Source organism: Acinetobacter sp. GN11, from assembly GCF_054823985.1.
In genome coordinates, this window is sequence record NZ_JRVL01000135.1 from 1 (window position 1) to 25,757 (window position 25,757).

The 25,757-nt window shown below is 40.0% G+C and carries 24 protein-coding genes; 12 read left to right on the top strand and 12 right to left on the bottom strand.

Annotated elements, in window-relative coordinates; all coding sequences use genetic code 11:
* Positions 1–110: 110 nt before the first annotated feature.
* Positions 111–545, top strand: coding sequence for a PaaI family thioesterase (locus NL42_RS12240; RefSeq protein WP_044101922.1), 435 nt, complete (start codon positions 111–113; stop codon positions 543–545).
* Positions 546–565: 20 nt separating this feature from the next.
* Here NL42_RS12240 and NL42_RS12245 read toward each other — a convergent pair whose 3' ends face one another.
* From NL42_RS12245 to NL42_RS12270, 6 genes are read right to left on the bottom strand one after another with little or no spacing between them, the layout of a single operon-like run.
* A complete protein-coding gene (locus NL42_RS12245) occupies positions 566–1,783 on the bottom strand; it encodes an MFS transporter (RefSeq protein WP_461312949.1) in 1,218 nt (405 codons plus the stop codon).
* 19 nt (positions 1,784–1,802) lie between these two features.
* Positions 1,803–3,119, bottom strand: coding sequence for an outer membrane trimeric porin-like protein DcaP (gene dcaP, locus NL42_RS12250; RefSeq protein WP_461312950.1), 1,317 nt, complete (start codon positions 3,117–3,119; stop codon positions 1,803–1,805).
* Positions 3,120–3,156: 37 nt separating this feature from the next.
* On the bottom strand, positions 3,157–3,810 hold the full coding sequence (locus tag NL42_RS12255) for a 3-oxoacid CoA-transferase subunit B (protein WP_016138550.1): 654 nt from the start codon (positions 3,808–3,810) through the stop codon (positions 3,157–3,159).
* Positions 3,810–4,478, bottom strand: a complete 669-nt coding sequence (locus tag NL42_RS12260; RefSeq protein WP_461312951.1) for a 3-oxoacid CoA-transferase subunit A — start codon at positions 4,476–4,478, stop codon at positions 3,810–3,812. The genes NL42_RS12255 and NL42_RS12260 overlap by 1 nt, the downstream gene beginning before the upstream one ends.
* 47 nt (positions 4,479–4,525) lie before the next feature.
* On the bottom strand, positions 4,526–5,809 hold the full coding sequence (locus NL42_RS12265) for an MFS transporter (protein WP_461312952.1): 1,284 nt from the start codon (positions 5,807–5,809) through the stop codon (positions 4,526–4,528).
* 57 nt (positions 5,810–5,866) lie between these two features.
* Positions 5,867–7,021 carry an acyl-CoA dehydrogenase family protein gene (locus NL42_RS12270; protein ID WP_461312953.1) on the bottom strand — a complete coding sequence of 385 codons (1,155 nt, stop codon included), beginning with the start codon at positions 7,019–7,021 and terminating at the stop codon, positions 5,867–5,869.
* A gap of 311 nt (positions 7,022–7,332) precedes the next feature.
* Between NL42_RS12270 and NL42_RS12275 the strand changes: the two genes are divergently transcribed.
* The 6 genes from NL42_RS12275 (at position 7,333) to NL42_RS12300 (ending at position 13,904) form a co-directional block, all read left to right on the top strand.
* Positions 7,333–8,121 (top strand): enoyl-CoA hydratase, encoded by a 789-nt coding sequence (locus NL42_RS12275; RefSeq protein ID WP_461312954.1) that lies wholly within the window; start codon positions 7,333–7,335, stop codon positions 8,119–8,121.
* Positions 8,122–8,150: 29 nt separating this feature from the next.
* Positions 8,151–8,912 (top strand): SDR family oxidoreductase, encoded by a 762-nt coding sequence (locus NL42_RS12280; RefSeq protein WP_205469470.1) that lies wholly within the window; start codon positions 8,151–8,153, stop codon positions 8,910–8,912.
* Positions 8,913–8,973: 61 nt separating this feature from the next.
* Positions 8,974–10,497: a 3-hydroxyacyl-CoA dehydrogenase gene (locus NL42_RS12285; protein WP_461312955.1), complete on the top strand. Its 1,524-nt coding sequence runs from the start codon at positions 8,974–8,976 to the stop codon at positions 10,495–10,497.
* A 14-nt stretch (positions 10,498–10,511) separates the two neighbouring features.
* Entirely contained in the window at positions 10,512–11,717 is a 1,206-nt protein-coding gene (locus NL42_RS12290; protein ID WP_003651130.1) for a 3-oxoadipyl-CoA thiolase, read from the top strand.
* Between the two features lie 107 nt (positions 11,718–11,824).
* Positions 11,825–12,667: an IclR family transcriptional regulator gene (locus NL42_RS12295; protein ID WP_461312956.1), complete on the top strand. Its 843-nt coding sequence runs from the start codon at positions 11,825–11,827 to the stop codon at positions 12,665–12,667.
* A 64-nt stretch (positions 12,668–12,731) separates the two neighbouring features.
* Positions 12,732–13,904: an MFS transporter gene (locus NL42_RS12300; RefSeq protein WP_461312957.1), complete on the top strand. Its 1,173-nt coding sequence runs from the start codon at positions 12,732–12,734 to the stop codon at positions 13,902–13,904.
* A gap of 60 nt (positions 13,905–13,964) precedes the next feature.
* Here NL42_RS12300 and NL42_RS12305 read toward each other — a convergent pair whose 3' ends face one another.
* Entirely contained in the window at positions 13,965–14,936 is a 972-nt protein-coding gene (locus NL42_RS12305) for an NAD(P)H-dependent flavin oxidoreductase (protein ID WP_461312958.1), read from the bottom strand.
* Between the two features lie 287 nt (positions 14,937–15,223).
* Here NL42_RS12305 and NL42_RS12310 point away from each other — a divergent pair, with 287 nt between their 5' ends.
* Positions 15,224–16,033 carry an enoyl-CoA hydratase gene (locus tag NL42_RS12310; protein WP_461312959.1) on the top strand — a complete coding sequence of 270 codons (810 nt, stop codon included), beginning with the start codon at positions 15,224–15,226 and terminating at the stop codon, positions 16,031–16,033.
* A 71-nt stretch (positions 16,034–16,104) separates the two neighbouring features.
* Here the strand turns inward: NL42_RS12310 and NL42_RS12315 are convergent, their stop codons facing one another.
* Entirely contained in the window at positions 16,105–16,950 is an 846-nt protein-coding gene (locus NL42_RS12315; protein WP_461312960.1) for an IclR family transcriptional regulator, read from the bottom strand.
* A 175-nt stretch (positions 16,951–17,125) separates the two neighbouring features.
* Positions 17,126–18,343 carry a CaiB/BaiF CoA transferase family protein gene (locus tag NL42_RS12320; protein ID WP_461312961.1) on the bottom strand — a complete coding sequence of 406 codons (1,218 nt, stop codon included), beginning with the start codon at positions 18,341–18,343 and terminating at the stop codon, positions 17,126–17,128.
* 331 nt (positions 18,344–18,674) lie between these two features.
* Here NL42_RS12320 and NL42_RS12325 point away from each other — a divergent pair, with 331 nt between their 5' ends.
* Both NL42_RS12325 and NL42_RS12330 read left to right on the top strand, forming a co-directional pair.
* Entirely contained in the window at positions 18,675–19,826 is a 1,152-nt protein-coding gene (locus tag NL42_RS12325; protein WP_461312962.1) for an acyl-CoA dehydrogenase family protein, read from the top strand.
* Between the two features lie 61 nt (positions 19,827–19,887).
* Entirely contained in the window at positions 19,888–21,138 is a 1,251-nt protein-coding gene (locus NL42_RS12330) for an MFS transporter (protein WP_461312963.1), read from the top strand.
* A gap of 276 nt (positions 21,139–21,414) precedes the next feature.
* Here NL42_RS12330 and pobA read toward each other — a convergent pair whose 3' ends face one another.
* Positions 21,415–22,629 (bottom strand): 4-hydroxybenzoate 3-monooxygenase, encoded by a 1,215-nt coding sequence (gene pobA / locus NL42_RS12335; protein WP_461312964.1) that lies wholly within the window; start codon positions 22,627–22,629, stop codon positions 21,415–21,417.
* 141 nt (positions 22,630–22,770) lie between these two features.
* Here pobA and pobR point away from each other — a divergent pair, with 141 nt between their 5' ends.
* Complete coding sequence (gene pobR, locus NL42_RS12340; protein WP_013198256.1) at positions 22,771–23,586, top strand: IclR family transcriptional regulator PobR; 816 nt, start codon at positions 22,771–22,773, stop codon at positions 23,584–23,586.
* Between the two features lie 56 nt (positions 23,587–23,642).
* On the opposite strand, the gene NL42_RS12345 is transcribed toward pobR, so the two are convergent.
* Positions 23,643–24,239, bottom strand: coding sequence for an NAD(P)H-dependent oxidoreductase (locus tag NL42_RS12345; protein WP_461312965.1), 597 nt, complete (start codon positions 24,237–24,239; stop codon positions 23,643–23,645).
* A gap of 98 nt (positions 24,240–24,337) precedes the next feature.
* On the opposite strand from NL42_RS12345, the gene NL42_RS12350 reads away from it, so the two are divergent.
* Positions 24,338–25,243, top strand: coding sequence for a LysR substrate-binding domain-containing protein (locus NL42_RS12350; RefSeq protein WP_461312966.1), 906 nt, complete (start codon positions 24,338–24,340; stop codon positions 25,241–25,243).
* 93 nt (positions 25,244–25,336) lie between these two features.
* Here NL42_RS12350 and NL42_RS12355 read toward each other — a convergent pair.
* Positions 25,337–25,757: TetR/AcrR family transcriptional regulator (locus NL42_RS12355; RefSeq protein ID WP_461312967.1), on the bottom strand; the 421-nt coding region annotated here is incomplete at its 5' end.

Here is a 25,757-nt window from a genome sequence, read left to right on the forward strand (position 1 = left end):
TAGCACTAAATAATCAGAATAAATTTAAATTTTGTATTGCAAAATATTATTCCGTAAAAATTCAATTTATAGTATTGTGATTAGATTGTTTAATTACCCAAGGACGATTCATGGAAAGCCCGAAATACACAGGTCTTGAGTTTTTAACCGCTTTAAAAAATGGTGAAGTTTCTCCATCACCTATGGCTCATACCATACCGATGGAACTCGTTGAAGTATCCGAAGGTAAAGCAACTTATAAAGTTACCCCTCGCAAAGAACATAGAAATATACAAGGCGGTGTACACGGTGGTTTTTGCGCCACAGCTCTAGATACTGCTACAGGAAGTGCAGCTCATACCCTACTTGAACATGGCGTTGGGTATGGAACTATTGATTTAAATGTAAAAATGATTCGCCCAATGCAAGTTGACACGTCTTACTATGCAAAAGCTGAGTTAATTAATGCGGGCCGTAATATTATTAGTACCGAAGGTAAAATTGTAGATGAGAACGGCAAAGTGTATGCCTTTGCCTCGGCAACCTTAATGATTATTCGCAAATAATAAAATATTGAAGCTCCTGTTTAGGGAGCTTTTTCTTGTTTTGCAATTTTGTCCATTTCATAAAAATCTAAGCGATCAATCATAAAACTTAATATTGCCATCGCTAAACCTAAAGCGGCACACGCTTCCCACCCCCAATGTTTCCATGCATACACCGCAATAAAAGAACCCAAGGCGGCTCCACCAAAATATAAGGTCATATAAATTGAGTTAATACGCGAACGAGCCTCAGCCGAAATTCGGTAGACCAGATTTTGGTTAAGTACATGAAATGCCGATAAACCAAAGTACGCCATAACAACCCCTACAGCGTAGGCAACCAGAGACTGCTGTGCAAAAAATAGCGGTATCCATGCACTTATTAATAAGCTCATGCAAATCAATGCAATTTTATTTTCAAGCCCTGCCGCAATTTTCTTACCTGCCCAAGGGGTCGCAAACACACCTGCCAGTCCAACAATCCCAAATAAACCAATCTGGAAATCGTTAAAGTGATAAGGCTCATTCGCCAAAATAAAAGTCATGGTGGTAAAAATGAGAGCCAAAATACCAAAGCCAACTCCACCTGCAAAACCACGGCGAAGCAGATGAGGTTGATGTACTGCTAATGAAAATAGTGAACCATAAATCTGTAGAATATTGAGTTGATGAGACTTACGTGCAACTGGCAACTTCACCCACATCACCCAAGCAAATACCAAAATGACAATTCCGCTAATTAAATAAACAGCATGCCAAGACCAAACCGTAGAAAGTAAACCCGCAATAGAGCGCGCCAATAAAATTCCCAAGAACAAACCACTCATGAGAGTCCCAACAACTTGCGGGCTTTTTTTCGGACCTGCCAAACCTGCGGCAAATGGAACTAGAACTTGAGTTGCAATAGAAAAGAATGTCGCTAAAAAGGTAAAGCCATATAAGACCGGTAAAGTTTGGCTAAAAGAAAGCCCCACTTGTGCAAGCCCCGTACAACACATGAGCAAACAAATATAACTACGCTTTTCAAAGAAATCACCGAGTGGTACCAATAGAAACAGTCCTACTGCATAAGACAGTTGTCCAATCACAATGGTTAAAGCCACTTGCTCGGCATTAGCTTGCAAGGCTTTGGCAATTGAATAAATTAAAGGCTGGTTATAATAGTTCGAACCCGCACAAATCCCGCATGTCATCGCCATGATAAAAATAAAGCTTTTTGACAAAATATTGTCTGCATCGGGTCGAACTATTTTTTCCATTTTTTAATTACGCCCTATTTTAAAATTTATACATCGACACAAAGTTTACACGTGACACATCGGCTGTTCTGCCATCAAAGACTTCTCGTTTACCTTGATGGTATTCCATACCGATATCCATTTGTTCAATAGGCGAATAAAAGACGTTAGCAGCATAGTCGGTTAAACGCTTATTGGCATCGGGATTGAGTTTGGCATAAGCCGTATCGTCATCATAATCAAACATTGAAGCCGATAAGTTTGCACGCCATTGCTCATTGAATTTATATGAATAACCAATATTTACGCTATTGAGTTTATTCATAACCAAATCTGTTTTGTCTTCGTTTAAAGAAAAATCACCCGCGGCATTTAAATTTGTTGAATTTGCCAAACCACTTTGGGTGGTGTACGGCATAAATTTTTGATCGCCGACAATATATTGATAATTTGCTTGTACCGACTGCTGAGGTGTTAATTGATATTTTAAGCCGCCTCCAGCGCCCCAGCTTACCTTCTTAACCGTGGCAGTTGCGACATCTGTAGATTTTTCATTAATAAAGCCTTGAGCAAGGGTCGTTAAAGGGCCTTGTTTAAAGCTATAACGACCCGTTAAAGTTGGAAATGCCGAGACTCTCGAACCTGTATATTCCAAGGCTACTTTTAAATCATTATTGGCATCAATTTTCCAGTCATAGCGAATTTGAGGCGTCCGTGTATAGGAAGTGCCCACAAATTGCGTGTAATCGACAGCTTCTGTACGAGTTTCCATGTTAGACATGAGTGACCATGTTTGGCCAAAGGTCCAGTCTTTATAAGTGAAAAAAGCATGACGGATACGGAATTTACCATCGCCAGTTCCCATGTTAGAGCTATCAAAGAAATCGGCTTCAATATTTCCAGTCACAGCTTTATTAGGGCTATTAAAATAAACGCCCAATCGGCTTGCATTAATCATGGCATCAGAGCGTGCATGATTTGAACGTTTTTCACTTTCAAAAGGTGTTCGGTACAAACTGCTGGTCGATCTACCGCCCGAATCAGGCGATGATTTAAAATCAACCGCTGCATCAATACGGGCAATACCGTAAACCTTAACATTATCGGTCCAAGTGACCCACGAAGGAGCAACAGGCTTCTCTGTTACAGTTGCTTTAGTTTTTTCTATGTTCTCTTCAATCTTTACCTGTTTGACCTGTAAATTATTTTGAGTTTGTTTCTGAGCAGCAAGTTCTGCTTTTAATTTTTGCAGCTCGGTTTCTAGCAAATTAATTCTTTGTTCTGTCGTATCTGAAGAATTTGCAAAAATAGTCCCTGAAGCCGCAGCGCAAGCTGCAGCTAAAATTAATTTTTTCATCTTTTAATCCTTAAAGAAGCGTTTTTTCCGTGTGTATTTAAGCTACACGTGCATCGATTAGTTCACAGTCTGTGACTGCTTGTAATTCATCAAAACTAAGACCTTCCACCATTTCTGTGACATAAGCTTTTTGGTCTTTGAGTTCAATAATGCATAAATCGGTGTAAATACGATTGACACATTGCTCACCCGTCATTGGGTAGCTCAGCTCTTTTACAATTTTGGACTCACCTTTTTTAGTGACATGTTCCATATAGACATAAATTGTTTTTGCACCGACCGCCAAATCCATAGCACCGCCGACTGCTGGTACATCATCTGCTTTACCAGTATGCCAGTTTGCCAAATCTCCATTGACTGCAACTTGAAATGCGCCAATCACACAAATGTCCAGATGGCCGCCACGCATAATGTCAAACGAGTCACCATGATGCATAAAGCATCCACCGTCTAATAAAGTGACGAGTTCTTTTCCGGCATTAACTAAATCTTGGTCTTCTTCGCCAGGTTGCGGAGGTGGACCAAAAGCCAGAACACCATTTTCTGAATGTAAAAAGATTTCTTTGTCTTTTGGCAAAAATTTAGCAACGTTGGTCGGTAAGCCAATCCCTAAATTCACATAAGAACCTTCCGGAATGTCATTGGCAATGAGTTTGGCAATATCTTCACGAGAACGCTTTTGAACTGACATTAGATATCTCCTACTTTTACAACGTGCTGAACAAAAATTCCCGGCGTAATAATGCATTCAGGATCAAGCGTTCCTAGCTCTACAGTGTCATTCACTTGAACAATCGTGGTCTTGGCGGCTTTTGCCATAATCGGCCCAAAATTACGGGCTGCTTTGCGGTAAGTTAAATTGCCCCAGCGGTCAGCTTTATCGGCATAGATCAATGCAAAATCAGCTTCAAGGGGATATTCAAGTACATAATTTTTACCGTTAATGGTTCGGGTTTCTTTACCTTCGGCAACTTTAGTACCATAGCCAGTCGGAGTAAAAATAGCGCCCAAGCCTGCGCCAGCCGCCTGAATACGACAAGCCAAATTACCTTGCGGAACCAATTCCAACTCGATTTTTCCCGCTCGATATAAGTCTTGAAAAACGTTTGACCCCGCAGATTTCGGAAAAGAACAAATCATTTTTTTAACGCAACCGGCAATAATCAGATTTGTTAAACCACGATCACCCGAAGCCGCATTGTTATTTACAATGATCAGTTCTTTTTTCCCTAAATCGATTAAGGCTTCAATTAATTCAGCAGGTTGCCCCGTCACACCAAACCCGCCTGTCATGATGGTTGCTCCATCAGGAATAGCTTTTAAAATCGGTTCAATGTCACTGGTGATTTTATTTATCATCTCACTTGTCCCTTTTCATCCTTAATTTAAGGTGACAGATTGATCTGTCACTCTGCCTTTTGCGGGTTAAATAGTCGATCTTTAATAAATAACAATGGAATCACGCCGCAGATAAAATACGCAGCAGCCATCACCAAAAGCCCTAAGCCAATAGAACCGTTTTGCGATAGATAACCAATTGTTAATGGAGAGAAAATAGAAAGTACTTTACCAATGTTATAAGCACCACCCACTGCCGAACCTCGAATTGAAGTCGGGAAACTTTCTGTCATATAGGTGGCATTGATTGCATACGGAATACCGTAAAGGAAGCCGAAGAACAGCATCATCCATAAAATATTGGTTGGGGTATTTAAATAGACAATGACTGGAATAAACAGTGCTGTACCAATGGTTCCGAAAGCGAATACAGCGCGGCGTCCTAATTTATCGGCAACGATTCCTGCAATCACTTTGGCAAACATCATAATCAGGAAAGTACCAACCATATACATGGCCATTTCTTTAAACTTGATGCCAAGATCAGACTCTAAATAAGCCGGTAACCAGTTACTTACGCCGTAATAACCGAACTGCAACGCACCAGTACTAATAATCCAAAGAACAAACATGGTGCCATGTTTCTTATCTCTTAAAATTTCAAGATATGGGTTTTGACGTTTTTTAGGTTGGTTACTTTGAGCCACTTCTAAAGCTTTTAGTTGACGAGATTTTTTCCATGATTCAGGTTCAGGTACACAAAAGTGCATCAAAATTGACAACACCACAGGGGTAATGGCAATCCAGTATAGGAAGCGCCAGCCATGTTCAGGAATAATATGCCCTGCCAATAAGGTCGCTAGCAAGGAACCTAAGGTATAACCCGTCATAAGAGTCGCCAAAACAGTCGAGCGATGTTTAGTCGGAACCATTTCTGACATTAAAATATTACAGGCAATATAAAGCGCGCCTAAGCCCATCGCACCAAAGGTTCTTAAGATGGCAAACTGCATATAAGAATCAGTAAAACCAAGCGCACAGGTTAAAACTGAAGAATAAGCAATAAAAAACACAATAATGCGGACCCGTCCAAAACGGTCACATGCCCAACCACCAATCAAGCCGCCAATTGCTGAACCTAAAAGTGTTAAGCTACCTAATGTTCCAGTTTGAATACCTGTTAAATGAAATTCTGTTTTAAGACTGGTCAGGCTTAATGCCAAAAAACCTAAGTCGGCCCCATCACACAACAATGTTAAAAAAGCGAATATAAATGCGGTAATCCAAATCTTTTTTGGTGTCTGGATAGCTTCACTGCTAGCCGTATTTTGCGTAATTGTTTCTGTTGTCATGTCCATATCCTCAGAAGGAACATGAGGCATCCAATGCCTCATGGCATTTGTTTTTTATTAGGCTGTAGCTTCCCTAATCATATTTTTAGCAATAATAATTTGTTGAACTTGCGTTGTTCCTTCATATAAACGGAACAAACGTACATCGCGATAAAAACGCTCGATGGCATATTCACTGATATAGCCTGCGCCACCATGGATCTGTACACAGCGGTCGGCAACGCGGCCACACATTTCAGTTGCAAACATTTTTGCGCAAGACGCTTCTGTACTAATGTTTTCACCATTATCACGGCGGCGAGCTGCATCTAAAACCATACATTTAGCCGCATAAATTTCGGCTTTTGAGTCAGCAAGCATGGCTTGAATCAACTGGAAGTTCGCAATAGGCTGACCAAACTGTTTGCGCTCAATTGCATAGTGCAATGCGTCATTTAACATACGCTCAGAAACACCCACACTATATGCACCAATGTGCAAACGCCCTTTATCAAGCACTTTCATGGCTGTTTTAAAACCAACACCTTCTACCCCACCAATGAGTGCAGAAGCAGGTACACGACAATTTTCAAAAATCACATCACAGGTGTGCGAACCCTTTTGCCCCATTTTTTGGTCAATTTTGCCCAACGTAATGCCTGGTGTATTGGCCTCAACTAAAAAAGCTGAAATACTGCCTGACCCTTTAATTTCAGGATTCGTTCGAGCCATTACAGTGAAAGTTGCAGCGTGAGGCGCATTGGTAATAAAACGTTTGGTACCGTTTAACACATAAAAATCGCCATCTTTTACGGCACTGGTTTTTAAAGAGGCCGCATCGGAACCCGATTCAGGCTCGGTTAAACAAAATGAACCAATAATTTCGCCACTTGCATAACGCGGTAAATATTTCTGCTTTTGCTCTTCTGTGCCATCAATCAAAATTGCACTTGAGCCAATACCATTATTGGTACCAATTAAAGAACGGAAAGCTGGTGAAGTTTGCCCAAGTTCAAATGCAACTCTGACTTCTTCTTCCATGGTAATGCCTAGGCCACCATATTCTTCGGGAATTGTGAGGCCGAATAAACCAAGCTCACGCATTTGCTGCACAATGTCATCTGGAATTTTGTCTTTCTCTACCACTTCGTTTTCACGAGGGATCAATTCATTTTTTACAAAATCTCGAATTGTTGAAAGTAACTGCTCCAACATCCCTTCATCACGGATCATCTGTGATCTCCCTTTTTATGTATTTCCATCGTACCCATCAGCCATCTCCAGATTGTCTGGATACCATGTTTTAAATCTTGTTTACTGCGGATGTGTTTCATAGTACGAGAACGAAAATACAAATTTCAAGCTTTTTTGAAAATTAATTTCGTTAAACGAAATTTTAAAAATTACCATTACGCAATATCAATTACTTAGCTTATTTCGTAGTTCATTATCGTTTGAACAGACTAAATAAGACTTGAAATAAATTCCAAAATAAGCATCATAAAAGGAATATAGTTTTGATGTGCGAAACAAGGAATTCAAAAATGAGTATATCAACAGGGAATAATTTCGTAGAGGTCGACTTTTCTATTCAAAAAATAGCAATTGTAAAAATAAATCGACCTGAAGCAAAAAATGCACTGAATACAGAAGTTCGTAAACAACTAGCACAAGCTTTTACCGAATTAAGTTTTAACGATCAGATCAATGCAGTTGTGCTCACAGGTGGTGAAGAAGTCTTTGCAGCAGGTGCCGATTTAAAAGAAATGGCAACCGCTACTTCCACAGAAATGTTATTGCGTCATACGGAACGTTATTGGAATGCGATTGCTCAATGCCCTAAGCCTGTGATTGCTGCAGTAAACGGTTATGCATTAGGAGGGGGCTGTGAACTTGCAATGCATGCCGATATTATTATTGCGGGTAAAGGCGCAACCTTTGGTCAACCGGAAATTAAAGTCGGGTTAATGCCGGGTGCTGGTGGTACACAACGCTTATTCCGTGCTGTGGGTAAATTCCATGCCATGCGCATGATTATGACGGGTGCTATGGTGAAAGCCGAAGAAGCTTATATCATCGGTCTTGTTTCACAAGTCACAGAAGACGACCAGACCATTCCAACTGCGATTCAAATGGCGCAGAGTCTCGCGAAAATGCCTCCTATTGCCCTGCAACAAATTAAAGAAGTTGCCCTAATGAGCGAAGACGTTCCATTAAATGCAGGCTTAACGCTAGAGCGTAAAGCATTCCAACTACTGTTCTCTACCGAAGATAAAAATGAAGGTGTTCAAGCTTTTATTGAAAAACGCAAACCCTCGTATCAAGGTAAATAATTTAAATAAACAACACCAAAGGAATGAAAATGGCTAAAAAAGTATTTATTAGTGCAGGCGGTTCAGGGATTGGACGTTGCATTGCTGAAGCATTTTTAAACAACGATGATGAAGTTTTCGTTTGTGATATTAATGCTCAAAGTCTAGAACAGTTTCAGAAAGATTATCCAAAGTTGCACATATATGCATGTGATTTAGCAGAGCCTGAGCAGATTAAGCTTATGTTTGCCGAAGCGATAACAAAACTTGGCCATATCGATGTTTTAGTTAACAACACAGGCATTTCAGGCCCAACCATTGCCGCAGATGAACTGAGTTTTGATGACTGGAACACGGTGATTAATTTGAATCTGAATAGCACTTTTTTAATTACTCAATTAGCGATTCCCTTGTTAAAGCAATCCGGCGCTGGTGTCATTATTAATATGTCATCAATTGCAGGTCGCTTAGGCTATCCATATCGTTTGGCGTATTCCACTTCAAAATGGGGTCTCATTGGTTTTACTAAAACGCTTTCTATGGAACTCGGTGCAGATAATATTCGAGTTAACGCGATTCTTCCGGGTGCTGTTGATGGTGACCGTGTCCAACGCGTTCTACAGGCCCGCGCAGATGTAGCCCAAAGTTCTCTTGAGAAGGTCACACAAAATGCACTTAAAAATCAGTCGCTCAAATATTTTGTAAATCCGAAACATATCGCAGATTTATGCCTATTTTTAGCCTCAGATAGTGGGCGTTCTATTTCAGGCCAGATCTTACCAATTGATGGTGATAAACAATGCTTAAGCTAAATCACCAACCCTTATTTATCCGCTTAATTTCAAATACAGATCAATAATCAGGATGATCGACATGACTTATGATATTAAAAGCATGGCTGTGATTGGTGTAGGTATTATGGGCAGTGGTATTGCTCAAATTGCTGCACAATCTGGACATACCACTTATTTATATGATGCTAAGGCAGGTGCAGCAGAACAAGCAAAAGAACAACTTGCTGCCACATTTCAAAAGTTGGTCGACAAAAATAAAATTACGGCTGAACAAGCTGCAGCGGCAAATGGTCATTTAATTGTCGCTCAACAAATTGAAGATTTAAAAGATTGCGACTTGATTATTGAAGCTATTGTTGAACGTCTGGATATCAAACAAAGTTTGATGCAACAACTTGAAGAGGTTGTTTCCGAAAATACCATCCTAGCTTCCAACACTTCTTCTCTTTCTATTACGGCAATTGCTGCAAACTGTAAAAAACCTGAACGCGTGGTGGGCTACCATTTCTTTAACCCTGTTCCACTCATGAAAGTGGTTGAGGTCATTCGGGGCTTAAAAACCGATCCACTTATTATCGACGCTTTAAATAGCTTGTCTCGTGCATTCGGCCACCGCCCTGTGGTTGCGAAGGACACACCAGGATTTATTATTAATCATGCTGGACGAGCTTACGGAACTGAAGCTTTAAAAATTCTAAATGAAAATGTCTGCGACATTAGTGAAATTGACCGAATTTTACGTGACGGTGTTGGTTTTAGAATGGGACCTTTCGAGCTAATGGATTTAACGGGGCTTGACGTTTCTCATCCTGTCATGGAGTCGATTTACCATCAATATTATGAAGAAGCACGCTACAAACCCAGCCCGTTAACCAAACAAATGTTGGAGGCTAAACAACTCGGACGCAAGGTTAATCAAGGTTTTTATAATTATGAAACTGGCTCAAAAACAGGTGAACAACCCGCCAAGTTTGTAGACCGTTTAGCACAATATCCAAAAGTTTGGGTAGCAGCAGATTTTTCTGAAGATAAAACACAGCTTGAAGATTATTTAACTCAGCAAAATATTGCCTTAGATACTGGCTCTGCACCGCAATCAGACAGTTTATGTTTACTCGCTTGTTACGGCGAAGACACAACTCAAGCAGCTATACGCCTAGGCGTTAATCCTGAGCAAGCTGTTGCTATAGACATGTTATATGGCATTGCAAAGCATCGCACATTAATGCCTTCACTTGTCACAAAAGCTGACTACCGTCAGGCAGCTCACTCTATTTTCAATTTAGATGGAAATACGGTCAGCATGATTGCTGAAAGTATCGGCTTTGTTGCTCAGCGTGTTTTAGCCATGGTCATTAATTTAGGCTGTGATATTGCCCAGCAAAATATTGCAACAGTAGATGACATTAATGCGGCAGTACGTCTTGGTTTAGGCTACCCATTTGGCCCAATTGAGTGGGGCGACCAAATAGGTAGTCAAAAAATCTTACTCATTCTCAATCGTATAACAGCCCTTACCCATGACCCGCGCTATCGCCCTAGCCCATGGTTACAACGTCGCGTCGCGCTTAATTTACCTCTCACTTTTACTCACGAGTCTTGAAAAGGAATTTCTCAATGTTAAATGCTTATATTTATGATGGTTTACGTAGCCCAATTGGTCGCCATGCAGGTGAACTTGCCTCAATTCGTCCAGATGATTTAGCAGCGACAGTCATTCAAAAGTTACTTGAAAAAACTGGTGTTCCGGGTGCTGATATTGAAGATGTAATTTTGGGTGATACCAACCAAGCAGGTGAAGATAGCCGTAATGTTGCGAGAAACGCACTTTTACTTGCAGGTTTACCAGTAACCGTACCCGGTCAAACCGTAAACCGTTTATGTGCCAGTGGTTTAGGTGCCGTAATTGACTCCGCGCGTGCTATTACTTGTGGTGAAGGTGAGTTATATATTGCAGGTGGCGTAGAAAGTATGTCACGTGCACCCTTTGTGATGGGTAAAGCGGAAAGTGCTTATAGCCGTGATGCTAAAATTTATGACACCACAATTGGCTCTCGTTTTCCGAATAAAAAAATTATTGCCCAGTACGGCGGCCACTCAATGCCTGAAACGGGCGATAATGTTGCTGCCGACTTTGGTATTACACGCGAGCAAGCCGATTTATTTGCAGCTCAGTCACAAGCCAAATATCAAAAAGCCAAAGAAGAAGGTTTCTTTGCGGGTGAAATCACCCCAATTGAGGTTTTCCAAGGCAAAAAGCTACCACCAAAACTGGTTTCTGAAGATGAGCACCCTCGCCCAAGCTCGACTGTTGAAGCACTTACGAAATTAAAACCATTGTTTGAAGGTGGCGTGGTGACTGCTGGTAATGCTTCAGGCATTAATGACGGCGCTGCAGCCCTCCTGATTGGTTCAGAAGCAGCAGGCCAAAAATATGGCCTAAAACCAATGGCAAAAATCTTGTCAGCGGCAGCAGCTGGTATTGAGCCACGCATTATGGGCGCAGGCCCTATTGAAGCCATTAAAAAAGCAGTTGCGCGTGCGGGGCTTACTTTAGATGACATGGATATTATTGAAATTAATGAAGCTTTTGCTTCACAGGTTTTATCTTGTTTAAAAGGTTTAAATGTTGATTTTAATGACCCACGCGTAAATCCAAACGGTGGCGCGATTGCTATTGGTCATCCACTTGGTGCTTCTGGTGCCCGTCTTGCTTTAACTGTGGCACGCGAACTCATTCGTCGTAAAAAGAAATATGCTGTCGTAAGCCTATGTATTGGTGTGGGTCAAGGCCTCGCTATGGTGATTGAAAACGTTTCATAATTACCAAACCAGATATCCATTCATCACAACAGCGCAGTGATGAATGGATTTATTTTGCAGAGCGAAATATAATAGCAAAACTTTGCTTTATTATATTTGAGGATCGAATGTCTCAGAATTCAAAAACTGAACAACCAATAAATTTTGATGAGATACGCCTAGATCCTATTTCACATATTCATCGGGAAAATAACCCTCAATTTATCGCTTCCTTAGCGCGTGGCTTAGAACTTTTACGCTGCTTTTCTGCAAATAATCAGGTACTTGGAAATCAAGAACTCGCAAAAATGACAGGTTTACCTAAACCGACTATTGCACGTATTACCAATACCCTTGTGTCATTAGGTTATTTAAAACAATTGCCTAATTCGACCAAATATACCCTAGACATTGGTGTTTTATCTTTAGGGTATGCAGCATTGTCGAATATCTCTATCCGTACTATTGCTCATCAATATATGGAAGAGATGAGTCAATATGTGCAAGCGCCTGTGGCAATGGCAACACGTGACCGATTAAATATGGTGTATATCGATGTGGTGCAAATTGAAACTGCATTAAATATGCGCCGTCCCATTGGTTCGACTTTGCCAATTCATAGTAGTTCAATGGGTCGAGCTTGTTTAGCTGCAACTCCTGAACGTGAGCGTAATTTTCTACTCGATGCACTGAAGCAAAAGAACCCCGAAAACTGGCCAGCCATAAAACGCTCTTTAGAACGAGCTTTCCGTGATTATCAAGATTATGGATATTGTTTGTCTTTAGGTGAGTGGCATAAAGAAGTGAACTCAGTGGCTGTACCTTTGGTCAGCTCTAAACATGGTCTTTATGTTTTTAACTGTGGTGCACCAAGTTTTCATTTAAATCCCGAAAAACTTGAAGGTGAAATTGGACCACGTTTAATCCACATGGTGCACAATATTCAAGATGCTTTGAATGAAACGCACTAACAACCATACTTAAAACAGTCATGGTTGTGTTGATTAAAGTTCCACTTTCATTATGACTATAGGCATGATGAAAAACGCACTCTATACCCCAACCATTATTTTAATGGCTATTGCAGCAGGCATTTGTACAGGTGGAAATTATTTTAGTCAGCCACTTATTCACTCAATTAGTGTAAGCCTAAATTTAACTGAAACGACTACAGCGTGGGTGCCGACTCTAGCCCAAATCACCTACGCATGTGGCTTGCTGTTTTTAATGCCGTTGGGAGACATAATAGAAAAGCGCAAGCTACTATTTATCTTTATGTTATTGGCTGCAAGTGGCTTAATTATTAGCGGGTTTTCGCACAATATTTATCTTTTACTGCTTGGCACCGTCATTACTGGTCTATTTTCCAGTTCAGCCCAACTGTTATTACCGCTTGCTGCAAGTCTGGTTCCGATTCAACAAAGCGGCCGTGTGGTTGGCTTTTTACTGAGCGGACTAATGATGGGTGTTTTACTCGCTCGCTCCCTTTCAGGGCTGATGTCTACACTTTTCGCTTGGAATATTATTTATCTGGTCAGTGGCTTTTTATTACTGGTTATCGCCATTATTTTGCACCGTAGTATTGGATTGTTCCCACCCACCAAATCTGAAAACTATGCGAAAACCATCCGCTCACTTCCACAAATTTTTATCCAAAATCGACGTTTAAGAACCAGAACTTATATTGGTGGTTTTACATTTGCTTGCGTGAGCTTAACTTTTACCACCATGTCATTACTATTGGCTCCCGCTCCCTATTTTTTTAGTGACTTTACGATTGGTCTTTTCGGTTTTGTTGGTGTTTTAGGAACGTTCGTTGCCAATTTTTCAGGCAAATTTATTGACCAAGGGTATATCCACAAAATTTCAATTTATTGCGGCATCGGGCTAATTTTAAGTTGGATACTTTTTTCACTTTTACCCTACCATTTCGCTTTTTACATTATTGCCTTACTCATTCTTTACGCTTCTCTTTCTGCTGTACATGTCACCAACCAAAGTATTGTATTTAAACTTAATCAAGAATTACGCTCACGGTTTAACGCGATTTATATGACAGGTTACTTTGCTGGCGGTGCTTTAGGCACAACAGCAGGAAGCTACGCTTGGAAACACTTCGGATGGACAGGTGTCTGCATTTTGGGCTTAATTTTTGCCATTTTATGTCTTTATTATTGTGTGAATGATGCAAAAAATCAGCACAATTAAAACTTGTGCTGATCTTATATAAAGTATGCTAATAGTTAATTATAGGGGCTAGGATAAATCCTATAAAAGCCCTAATAATCGACCACGAATAATGTCTTCTGCATCTTTAACAATTCGGCTAACCAGTTCATCGCATGTCGGAATATCATGAATCAAGCTTGCGACTAAACCGCATGACCATGCACCTGCATTAACATCGCCATCAATCATGACTTTTGGATAGACGCCTGCAACCTCTTCAATAATATCTTCAAATTTAATGCTCTCACCAAGCGCTTTTTCTTTTGCCACGATTTTTTCTACGGCCGCATTATTCATGACACGTTCGGTGTTTCGTAAAGCCCGCATAATTAAACGCGTATCTAGTTCGGTTGCATTCAATATCGCCTGTTTTACATTTGCATGTACAGGAGCTTCCTGAGTTGCAATAAAACGCGTGCCCATATTAATTCCATCTGCCCCCATGGCTAAAGCTGCCGCGAGTGAACGTCCATCCGCCATACCTCCTGAAGCAACAAATGGAATTTCTAATGCATCAGCTGCTAAAGGCAATAAAATCATATTTGGCACATCATCCTCACCAGGGTGGCCACCACACTCAAATCCATCTACAGAAACTGCATCGCACCCAATTTGCTGTGCTTTTAAGCTATGTCGAACCGAAGTACATTTGTGAATTACTTTAATGCCAGCCGCCTTTAAATATGGCATGACTTGTTCAGGATTACGCCCCGCTGTTTCTACAACCTTTACCCCACCTTTAATAATTGCCTCTACAAAACCCGGATAATCAGGGGTATTCACCGTAGGCAAAAAAGTTAAATTCACGCCAAAAGGTTTATCAGTCATTTCTCGACAGCGCGCAATTTCTTTTGCTAAATTTTCAGGCGTTTTCTGAGTCAGGCCAGTAATAATGCCTAATCCACCTGCATTTGAAACCGCAGCAGCAAGCTCCGCAAAACCGACATAATGCATACCGCCTTGAATAATCGGGTGCTCGATTTCAAATAATTCTGTAATTTTAGTCTTCATATTATTTCCACTCACTTTTTATATACCTAGCTTCTGATTTCCTTAGCATGTCTAGGTACTTTATTACCAGTAAATCCTGTAAACATTTCTAAACTTATAAAGCTTAAAATTTCGCAATACAAAATTATATACCACAATATAAAAAAAATTAATTGATAATGGAATTTATTTTCGATAGGATCATCTTATTAATTTAAGTTTTTAATTTTAAATCTGTCTGAGAATATTTGGTTTGAATCAACAATAAAGCAAATATTTTTCAAATAGTTAAACAAAAGGAATGAGTGATGCAACAGGATAATAAGAGTCAAAATAAATTGACAGTAGGTGTGATTAAGCAACATTTAGATAAAAATATACTCACGCTAACAATGAGCAATCCCACCAAAAAGAATGCAATTAATTATGAAATGTATTCTGCACTCAGTCAGGCATTAAATGAGGCAGCAATCAATGAAGAAGTTCATGTTGTTATACTCACAGGCGAAGGGTCTGCATTTACCAGTGGCAATGATGTAAATGCATTCGAAACGCGTAATACAACCAGTACCGAACCACCCTCTTCGATTGTTTTCTTAAAAAGCCTAACAACGTTTCCAAAACCGATTATTGCCAAGGTAAATGGTGTGGCGATTGGTATTGGCAGCACCATGCTTTTACATTGTGACCTCGTATATGCAAGTCAAAACTCTATTTTTCAGTTTCCTTTTGTGAATCTCGGACTTGTGCCTGAAGCAGGTTCTAGTTACATCTTACCGAGATTATTAGGTTTCGCTCAAGCTTCTGAAATTATTTTACTGGGCGAGAAATTTTCGGCGCAACAAGCTAAAAATTATGGTTTAGTAAATAACGTATGCGAAGAAAATGAGCTTAATCAATTTGTTGAAGATACGGCAACCAAACTCGCAAATAAGCCAAGTCAAGCTTTACAGCTCAGCAAAAAGTTACTAAGAGATATGCCAATCGATGATCTATTAAATCGTATTGATCACGAGTCGACTATTTTTTCTCATTGTTTGCAAGGTGAAGAATTTAAAGAAGCTCTAAGCGCCTTTAAAGAAAAAAGAAAACCGAACTTTCATAAGCATGTCATTTGAAATATAACTTATGAAAAAGGCCAGCAATCAATATCTTTGCTGGCCTTTTTTGATTTTTTAATTCAGTACAATTAACTAATCTCAGTACGAATGTTATTCACCATATGTAAGAGACGTGGTGCAATATCTTCTTCAAGTTTTTCACGGTTCATAATAAAGCTTGGACCGCCACAGTTGAACACCAGTAAACCATGTTGTTCATGAATCAGTGGAACTGCAACTGAGTTCACATCTTTGTGCCATTCACCAATTGAAAAACAATATCCAAAATCTTGGTAGTCTTTAAAAGCTTTATCTAAATCACGATTAATCTTGATCCAGTCTTCTTTGTGCTTGCTACGAATCGTATCAAGTAAAAACTCTCTTTCATCTTCAGGCATTGCAGCTAAACATGCACGTCCCATCGAACTTAAATGAATGGGTAAATAAGTTCCGACCTGACGGCGCATGGTCATATTTCCTTTACCTTGTACCACGTCAAGATAAATCATATTGAGTCGATCACGTGTTGCCATTGCAACCGCAGCGCCAGCATAGTCTGCCAGATTTTTCATATATGGATGAGCAATAGAACGAATCGACACGTTAGAAAGCATCGAGTAACCAAAAGCAAGAACCCCAACGGAAAGTTGAAATTTGCTCGAGTTTGGTACTTGTTTGATATAACCCAAACGAGACAAAGTGTGCGTTAGACGAGTAATGGTTGGTTTAGGTAAACCCGTCATCTGAGCAAGCTCTTGGTTGCCCAAATGCTGATGTTTTGGGGTAAAACAACGTAATAGCTCTAAACCACGGGCTAATGCAGTAATAAATTGGCGATCATTTTCATCCTGCATGTCTTGAATCGGATGTAATAATTCATGTCTTAAAGGCGCTAATAATTTTTCTGTTTGCTCTGCATCTACTGCATCATTCATATCTATACCAATCCACATTTTGTTTCGCACTGCGAAAATTATAATCTATTTTTTCTATAAATAGCAAAAAAGCAAACGTCCTAGTCTGCATCTAAAATATAACTTGATTTAAACCATTCAAGCGAAAGGCTAAATATTTTATTTTCTAATTTTAACCCTTCGCTTTAAGGCCAGTTTACCCAATCACGCCTTTTTTCTTAAGCTCATCTAATTTTTCCAGAGAAACGATTCGACCTAAAACCACTTGTGTATGTTCACCCAACAGCGGAGGAGCTGTTTTGTACTCAACAGGTGTTCTTGAAAGTTTGATTGGCGAACCAATTACCTTCAATTTTTCACGTTGCGGGTGATTCATCTCGACCAACATTTCTCGGGCAATGACTTGTGGCTCTTGAAAAGCTTGTTCCAAATTATTGATTACACCTACCGGAACTTTAGCAGCATAAATAGCATCTACCCATTCACCTGCTGTTTTTGTTAAAAAGTGAGTTGATAAAATTTCGACAATTTCATCACGATGCTTGATTCGGTCTGCATTTCGCGCAAAACGTGCATCATTGGGTAAATCGGGTAAGCCAATACTTCTACAGAGCTGAATAAACTGAGTGTCATTTCCACATGCAATAATAAAATCACGGTCAGAAGCTTTGAATACTTGGTAAGGCACAATATTGGCGTGTGCATTGCCATAACGCTTAGGGATATTACCTGATGAAAGATAATTCATTCCCTGATTTGCCATAGTCGCAATTTGGACATCAAGCAAAGCCATGTCAATATATTGTCCTAAACCAGTGATATGGCGGTTAAGTAAAGCAGCTTGTATGGCAATCGTAGAATAAAGTCCTGTAGCTAAATCAGAAAAAGCCACCCCTACTTTTTGGGGGCCACCGCCCGGTAAATCATCACGCTCACCTGTGACTGACATGAGCCCGCCCATTCCCTGAATAATAAAGTCGTAACCAGGTTCTTCAGCTCTTGGGCCAGTTTGACCAAAACCTGTAATCGAGCAATACACCAATTTCGGGTTAATTGCAGATAAAGACTCGTAATCCAAACCGTATTTTTTCAAAGAACCCGCTTTATAGTTCTCAATGACCACATCTGTGTCTTGAATTAAAGCTTTAATCAATTCTTGACCATCTGGGCTGGCAATATCGATGGCAACCGATAGTTTATTGCGGTTTGTAGACTGATAATAAGCAGCCTCTTGAGTATCAAACCCAGAGTCATCTTTCATCCAAGGTGGTCCCCACGAACGAGTATCGTCACCTACTTTCGGTCTTTCAATTTTGATGACCTCTGCACCTAAATCGGCCAGTGTTTGTCCACACCAAGGCCCAGCCAACACCCGACTTAAGTCAAGCACCCGAATTCCATTTAAAGCACCCATCTTCATCCCACTCTATCTGGTGATTCATTTCCTATAGGAAAATTTATCCATTTAAAATTTCGCATAGCGATATATATTTTTAATATACACACCTCATTTTAAAAATCAAACTTTAATTTCCCACTAAAAATGATGAATTTTTATAAGAAAATATAGCTTAAATAAATCAATAAATTAGCTAAAGATAAATCAATAACAAAGTACCGCATTGCGAAATTAATTTTCAAAATATATTGTTTTGCATTCATCCTTTGATTACTATCGCTTCAAATATTGATGATTTTACGAACATCGAATTGATGTTCTTAGCATGTAGTAAAAGGATGAGACTATGATTCGAGATCAGGAAACCTTAAATCAACTTGTTGATATGATTCGACAATTTGTTGAAGGTGTCTTAATTCCTCATGAGAATGAAGTCGCTGAAACGGATGAGATTCCTCAAGATATTATTGAGCAAATGAAAACGCTGGGCTTATTTGGTTTAACCATTCCAGAAGAGTACGAAGGCCTTGGACTTACGATGGAAGAAGAGGTCTATGTGGCTTTTGAATTAGGGCGTACTTCTCCTGCTTTTCGCTCTCTTATTGGTACCAATAATGGCATTGGTTCAAGTGGTCTCATTATTGACGGTACCGAAACTCAAAAATCATTTTTCTTGCCACGTTTAGCTCGCGGTGAAGTAATCAGTTCTTTTTGCTTAACTGAACCAGATGCTGGTTCTGATGCTGCATCTTTAAAGACTAGTGCAGTAAAAAATGGCGACTTTTATATTTTAAATGGCACCAAACGGTTTATTACCAATGCCCCTCACGCTGGCGTATTTACAGTAATGGCACGCACAAGTTCTGATATTAAGGGTGCTGGTGGTATTTCTGCTTTTATTGTCGACAGCCAAACTCCGGGTATTTCTCTTGGCAAACGCGATAAAAAAATGGGGCAAAAAGGCGCTCACACTTGTGATGTGATTTTTGAAAATTGTCGTATTCCTGCTTCAGCACTCATTGGTGGAGTTGAAGGCGTTGGCTTTAAAACTGCCATGAAAGTGCTTGATAAGGGTCGATTACATATCGCGGCGTTAAGTGTTGGGGCCGCGACAAGAATGCTAGACGATTCTTTAAATTACGCCATCGAGCGTAAACAATTTGGGCAACCCATTGCCGAATTCCAACTTATTCAAGCCATGCTTGCTGACTCAAAAGCCGAGATTTATGCAGCCAGATGCATGGTTTTAGATGCTGCTCGTCTACGTGATGCAGGACAGAACGTCAGCACGGAAGCTTCCTGCGCAAAAATGTTTGCAACCGAAATGTGTGGTCGTGTCGCTGATCGCTGCGTACAAATTCACGGTGGCGCAGGTTACATCAGTGAATATGCCATTGAACGTTTTTATCGAGATGTTCGTCTGTTCCGCCTCTATGAAGGTACGACCCAAATTCAACAAATGATTATTGCCCGAAACATGATTCGCGCTGCGTCTTAATCAAATTTAGAGCACTTTAAAACGACTTGAAGTGCTTTCAATCAAATGTAGGTAATGGATTATGGCTACAAATTACAAAGAAAGTCTTTCACGTATACAACCTCATACATGGAAAATAGCTTTCATTTTCGCTTTTCTCGCACTATTGGTTGATGGTGCAGATTTGATGTTACTGTCTTATAGCTTAAATAGTATTAAAGCAGATTTTGGATTAAGTTCGGTACAAGCCGGCATGCTCGGTAGTTTTACTTTGGCTGGTATGGCTATTGGTGGAATTTTTGGTGGTTGGGCATGTGATAAGTTTGGTCGTGTCCGAATTGTTGTTATTTCTATTCTCATTTTTTCACTCTTAACTTGCGGACTTGGTTTTACTCAAAGCTTTCTTCAATTCGGTATTTTAAGATTTTTTGCCTCACTCGGTCTCGGTTCACTTTATATTGCCTGTAATACCCTCATGGCCGAGTATGTACCAACTCGTTTTCGCACAACCGTTCTTGGGACCTTACAAGCAGGATGGACTGTGGGATACATTGTTGCGACATTACTTGCAGGCTGGATTATTCCAGATCATGGCTGGCGTGTGCTGTTTTATGTTGCGATTATTCCAGTCATTATTGCTGTTTTAATGCATGTACTTGTGCCAGAACCTTTAGCTTGGCAACAGGCTCGACTACAGCAAACTAGCCTTACGCAAAATAATGAAAAAACATCAGCATTTAAGCTTATTTTTCAAGATAAACGAAACCGAAATATGTTTATCTTATGGGCTTTAACAGCGGGCTTCTTACAGTTTGGCTACTATGGCGTAAATAACTGGATGCCATCATATCTAGAAAGTGAATTGGGTATGAAGTTTAAAGAAATGACTGCCTATATGGTGGGTACATATACCGCGATGATTTTAGGTAAAGTTCTTGCCGGCATGATGGCAGACAAACTAGGACGTCGTTTTACCTATGCCTTTGGTGCAATCGGCACTGCTATTTTCTTACCACTTATTGTCTTTTATAACTCACCAAGCAATATTTTATATTTACTCATTACCTTCGGTTTCTTATACGGTATTCCTTACGGCGTAAATGCAACCTATATGACCGAAAGTTTTGCGACAGCCATCCGCGGTACAGCAATTGGCGGTGCTTATAATGTTGGTCGTCTTGGAGCAGCCCTTGCACCTGCCACAATTGGCTTCTTAGCGTCTGGTGGTTCTATTGGTTTAGGTTTTGTTGTAATGGGCGCTGCCTACCTGATTTGTGGTGTGATACCAGCCCTATTCATTAAAGAAAAATTATATGACCCTCAAAAGTCATAAAAAGATCTATCCACATAGGTCATATGCCTATCTGGTTGATGGTGCTAACGATCGAAACATGTGTTTTAAATCGTTAGCCGGAAATAAGGAATTTACTCCTCAAAGTTATTCCTTATTTCCACATATGGAGAGTTTATTACTCTTCATTTTAATTTTTTAGGTAAGCTTAGCTCTCAAGGGAGCTAAGCTTAAAAAGATGAAGATGTACTTGGTATTTTTAATCGCTTTAAAATAAAAAAACCCGCGTTAAAGCAGGTTCCCTCATTACTTAGAAAATCAACTTGCGTGCTTAAAACTATCAATCTGCTTAATCTCATAAGGCAAACCGACATAGTTTTCAGCCAATGTTGTTCTACCTGCAATTGACCCGAGCACATAACTTAGTTCGGCTTGTTTAATCTTATGATCAAACTCACTTTCAGTTTCAAAACGATGCAATAAATGAGTCATCCACCAAGAAAAACGCTCCGCTTTCCATACACGTTGTAGACATTTTTCAGAATATTGATCAATCCCTTGCTCGGAACCTTCAACATAATACTCAATAAGTGCGCTTGATAAATAAGCGATATCGGAAGCTGCGAGATTTAGGCCTTTTGCTCCTGTTGGTGGAACAATATGCGCAGCATCACCTGCTAAAAATAGTTTTCCGAAGCGCATTGGCTCAGTCACAAAACTACGTAACGGCGCAATACTTTTTTCAATAGAGGCTCCAGTTACTAGCTTTTCACGGCTTTCAGGATCTAGGCGGTTTTTTAACTCATCCCAAAACTTTTCATCCGACCAGTCTTCTACGTGATCTGTTAAAGGGACTTGTAAATAATAACGGCTACGCGTTTCAGAACGCATACTGCATAAAGCAAATCCACGTTCTGATTGTACGTAAATCAATTCATCGGCTACAGGTGGAACATCTGCCAACACACCTAACCAGCCAAATGGATAAACTTTTTCAAAGGTTTTCATTTTATCTTCTGGCACGCTAGCACGGCAAACGCCATGGTAGCCATCACAACCTGCAATGAAGTCACACTCAATTTGAAAAGCTTTACCTTGGTGCTCAAACTCAACTTTTGGTGCAGTGTAGAAATCTTTAACCTGTACATTCTGAGCTTCATAAAATGAAGTCAGCTTCTCTGCTTCACGCGCAGTCATCAGGTCTTTAGTCACTTCGGTCTGACCATATACGGTCACTTGTTTTCCACCTGTTAGTGCCGCCAAATCAACCCGATGTTTTACACCATTGGTTAAGATTTCAATGCCTGAATGCGGCAATCCTTTGTCTTTTAAATTTTGGTCAACGCCTGCTTGTTTAAGTAAGTCGACCGAAACTTGTTCTAAAATTCCTGCACGAATCCGTGAAGCCACATATTCAGCACTACGTTGCTCAACAATAATATGATCGATTCCAGCTTTATATAGAAGTTGCCCAAGCAATAATCCTGCTGGTCCAGAACCAATAATTGCAACCTGTGTCTTTAAAATATCCATAACTTCATCCTTGTTTCATCCTGACTTTTAAATTACTGGCTTTAAGTTTTGTGCACTATGTATCCAAGACGAAAATAACCGTTTATCATTTAGTTTGTCCGAATAGCGGACAGAAACAACCAAAATAACAGGAATGAAAGGATGCCTTCTCTCGATGCTTTTTTAGAGCACCCAAACTCGCATGAGAAAATTCGTCAAGAAGACTACATTGCAGGATTAGCAAAAGGCTTAGCTTTACTGGAAGCTTTTGGAACAGATCGGCAACGGCTCAATGTGACTCAAGTGGCTGAACGAACAGGTATTAGTCGTACAGCGGCAAGGCGTTATCTAAAAACTTTAAAATACTTAGGCTATTTAGAAACAGATGAACATTACTTTTGGCTCACCCATCGCGTGCTGCGCTTTTCGAGTTCTTATTTAAGCTCTGCGCATTTACCTAAAGTTGCTCAATCATTTTTAAATCTTTTGTGTGCGCAGACGTCTCTCACTTTTTCGATTGTAGTGCTGGACGATAATGAAGTCGTACCGATTGCCCGTAGTTATTTACCGCAGCAAGATAATTTACGCGTAAGCCCTTACGGCATGCATTTAGGAAATCGACTCCCTGCCCATGCAACTTCCACAGGTAAAGTATTGCTGGCAGCACTGCCCGAAGAAGCTCAGCATGCATGGGTAAAGACTTATGGTTTAAAACGCTTAACCCCATTTACCATTGTAGATGAGTCAAAGTTTTTTGAAGTGCTTAAGGGCATTTCGTTATCGGATTATTGTCTTTCCAAAGAAGAACATGAGCTTGGTGTGATCGCGATAGCAGTGCCTGTATTTAATGCTCAAGGTCAAGCTATAGCAGCGCTTAATTGTATGTCTCAAACCAACCGTGTACAAGAAGATTATTTGGTTCAGCAAATTTTGCCATTGCTACGCAACACGGCAAATGAACTCAGAAATGTGATTTAAATAGACTTAGAAACTCTTGTTATCAATTAGAGTTACAAGAGTTTCAGCTCATGATTTTAAACGGCGAATTCTTTAACTCGCTGGTTTGCCAGATCTAAAGCATTGCTGCGATAAGCTTGCATGTCTAAGCCTTCTGCATAGATAAAATCGACGTCATGAATGCCCATTAGTCCTAAAACCGCTTTGAGATAAGGCGTGACTGCCTCAGTGTCTTGACCAACATGAATACCGCCCCGACTACTTACCACCACCGCTTTTACGCCTTCAACCAAACCTTGAGGATAGGTTTCGGTATAGCGGAATGTTTGTCTTGCGCGTGCCACCAAATCGAACCAGTTTTTAAGTTGAGTCGGTACATTTAAGTTATACATGGGTGCGCCAATAACCAATAAATCAGCACTTTTTAATTCAGCAATTAATTCATCAGACAAAGCAACGATCTGCTGAATGTCTTGATTTATATTTTCAGCACCACGAAGCGCTTGGAAAATTTCCAAATCTAATACAGGCAGGTTTATTTCCGCTAAATTGCGTATGGTAATGTCATCTTGCAAACCTTGGTCTTTTCGATGTTCAAGCATGACATCAATCAGGCGATTAGTTTGTGAACCCTCACCCATAATGCTGGATTTTAATACCAATATTTTAGCCATGACCATCTCCACGTTTTTGATGAAATCATATTAACTCCACAATAAATTCAACAGTGGTGATATTATTTCTTTATATTGGTTCCTTTCAGGCAACAATCATGCAACAAGAGCTAAGTGCAATTTCTATATTTGTGACTGTGGTTGAAGCTGGAAGTTTTGTAAAAGCTGCCGAGCAATTGCATTTAACCCGCTCAGCCATTAGTAAAAATATTGCTCGCCTTGAAGATCAGCTTGGTGTTGCTTTATTTAAAAGAACAACGCGAACACTCAGCATGACTGATGAAGGCGCTTTGTTTTATGAACATAGTCGCCGAGCGTTAAGTGAAATACAAAATGCAGCGGCTTTATTAGACCAAGGGAAAATTAATGCAACAGGCCGTTTACGAATGTCTGTGCCAGTACTTTTCGGTCAACTCTTTGCTGCCCCGCTCATGGTTAAATTTGCTCAACAGCATTCGGACTTACAGCTAGAAATTTCATTTAATGATCGAACTGTAGACTTAGTCGAAGAAGGTTTTGATTTATGCATCCGAATCGGAACGTTACCTGACACCACTCAGTTGGTTGCCAAACCGATTGGTCAGCATCGAATGCTACTTTGTTCCTCACCTGACTATTTAAATAAAGCAGGTCCCCTAGAACATATTGAAGACTTAGACCACCACGCCACAATTGCCGATCCGCATTTTGGTCAAATAAAAAAATGGCAACTTCAACAGGAAAATAGCGAGCCTTTATTTTTTAAACCCAAAACAAAACTTCTTTTAAATGACTTGCAAGCCATTAAAAATGCAGCACTTGCTGGAGCTGGTATCGCTTGGCTGCCCGACTGGCTTATTCAAAATGAATTACAGGATGGTAAGCTGGTTCAAGTGCTAGAAACCATGTCGAGCATAGGTTTTCCGATTCATTTGGTATGGCCTACGCTGCCTTTTATGCCACTTAAAACCCGTCTTGCAATTGATTATTTGGCACAGCATTTACCACCTGAGCTGAACAAATAAGTTTAAAGTAAATAAGGCCTTGTCCATTTCATCAAGGTTTTTTTTTAATACACGAAGCCAAAGTTTATTCTTATATTCAAACGCGTTGACCTTCTATTTAGCATTAAGAAAATAATCCAGCACCTTTTCCCGATCGACTGCCCCATCTGAGCTTAAAAGCTGAAAGATTGTGCCTTCAATCATATATAAAAATAGTTTTGCATCATGAAAAGTTGCATCGGTTTTTAGTTTTATAAGTTGGCTGTAGATCTCATTCATTAACCATGTACTATATCTCACCGCGATTTGATAGGCTTTTGGATAGCTCAGTTTCGTTTCAAAAATAGCTTTAAATAATAGGTAGTACATCCCGTCTACATCGGTGTGTAAAAGATAAAGTTTCTTAAGTTTATCAGTCACGCTTGTACCTTGGTGAGACTCAGCAATTGAAACCACTTTTTCTTTTAATCGTTCTTTCTGCACAGTCAAACAGATTTCAATAAAACGCTCTTTCGAGTGAAAGTAGTTATAAAAA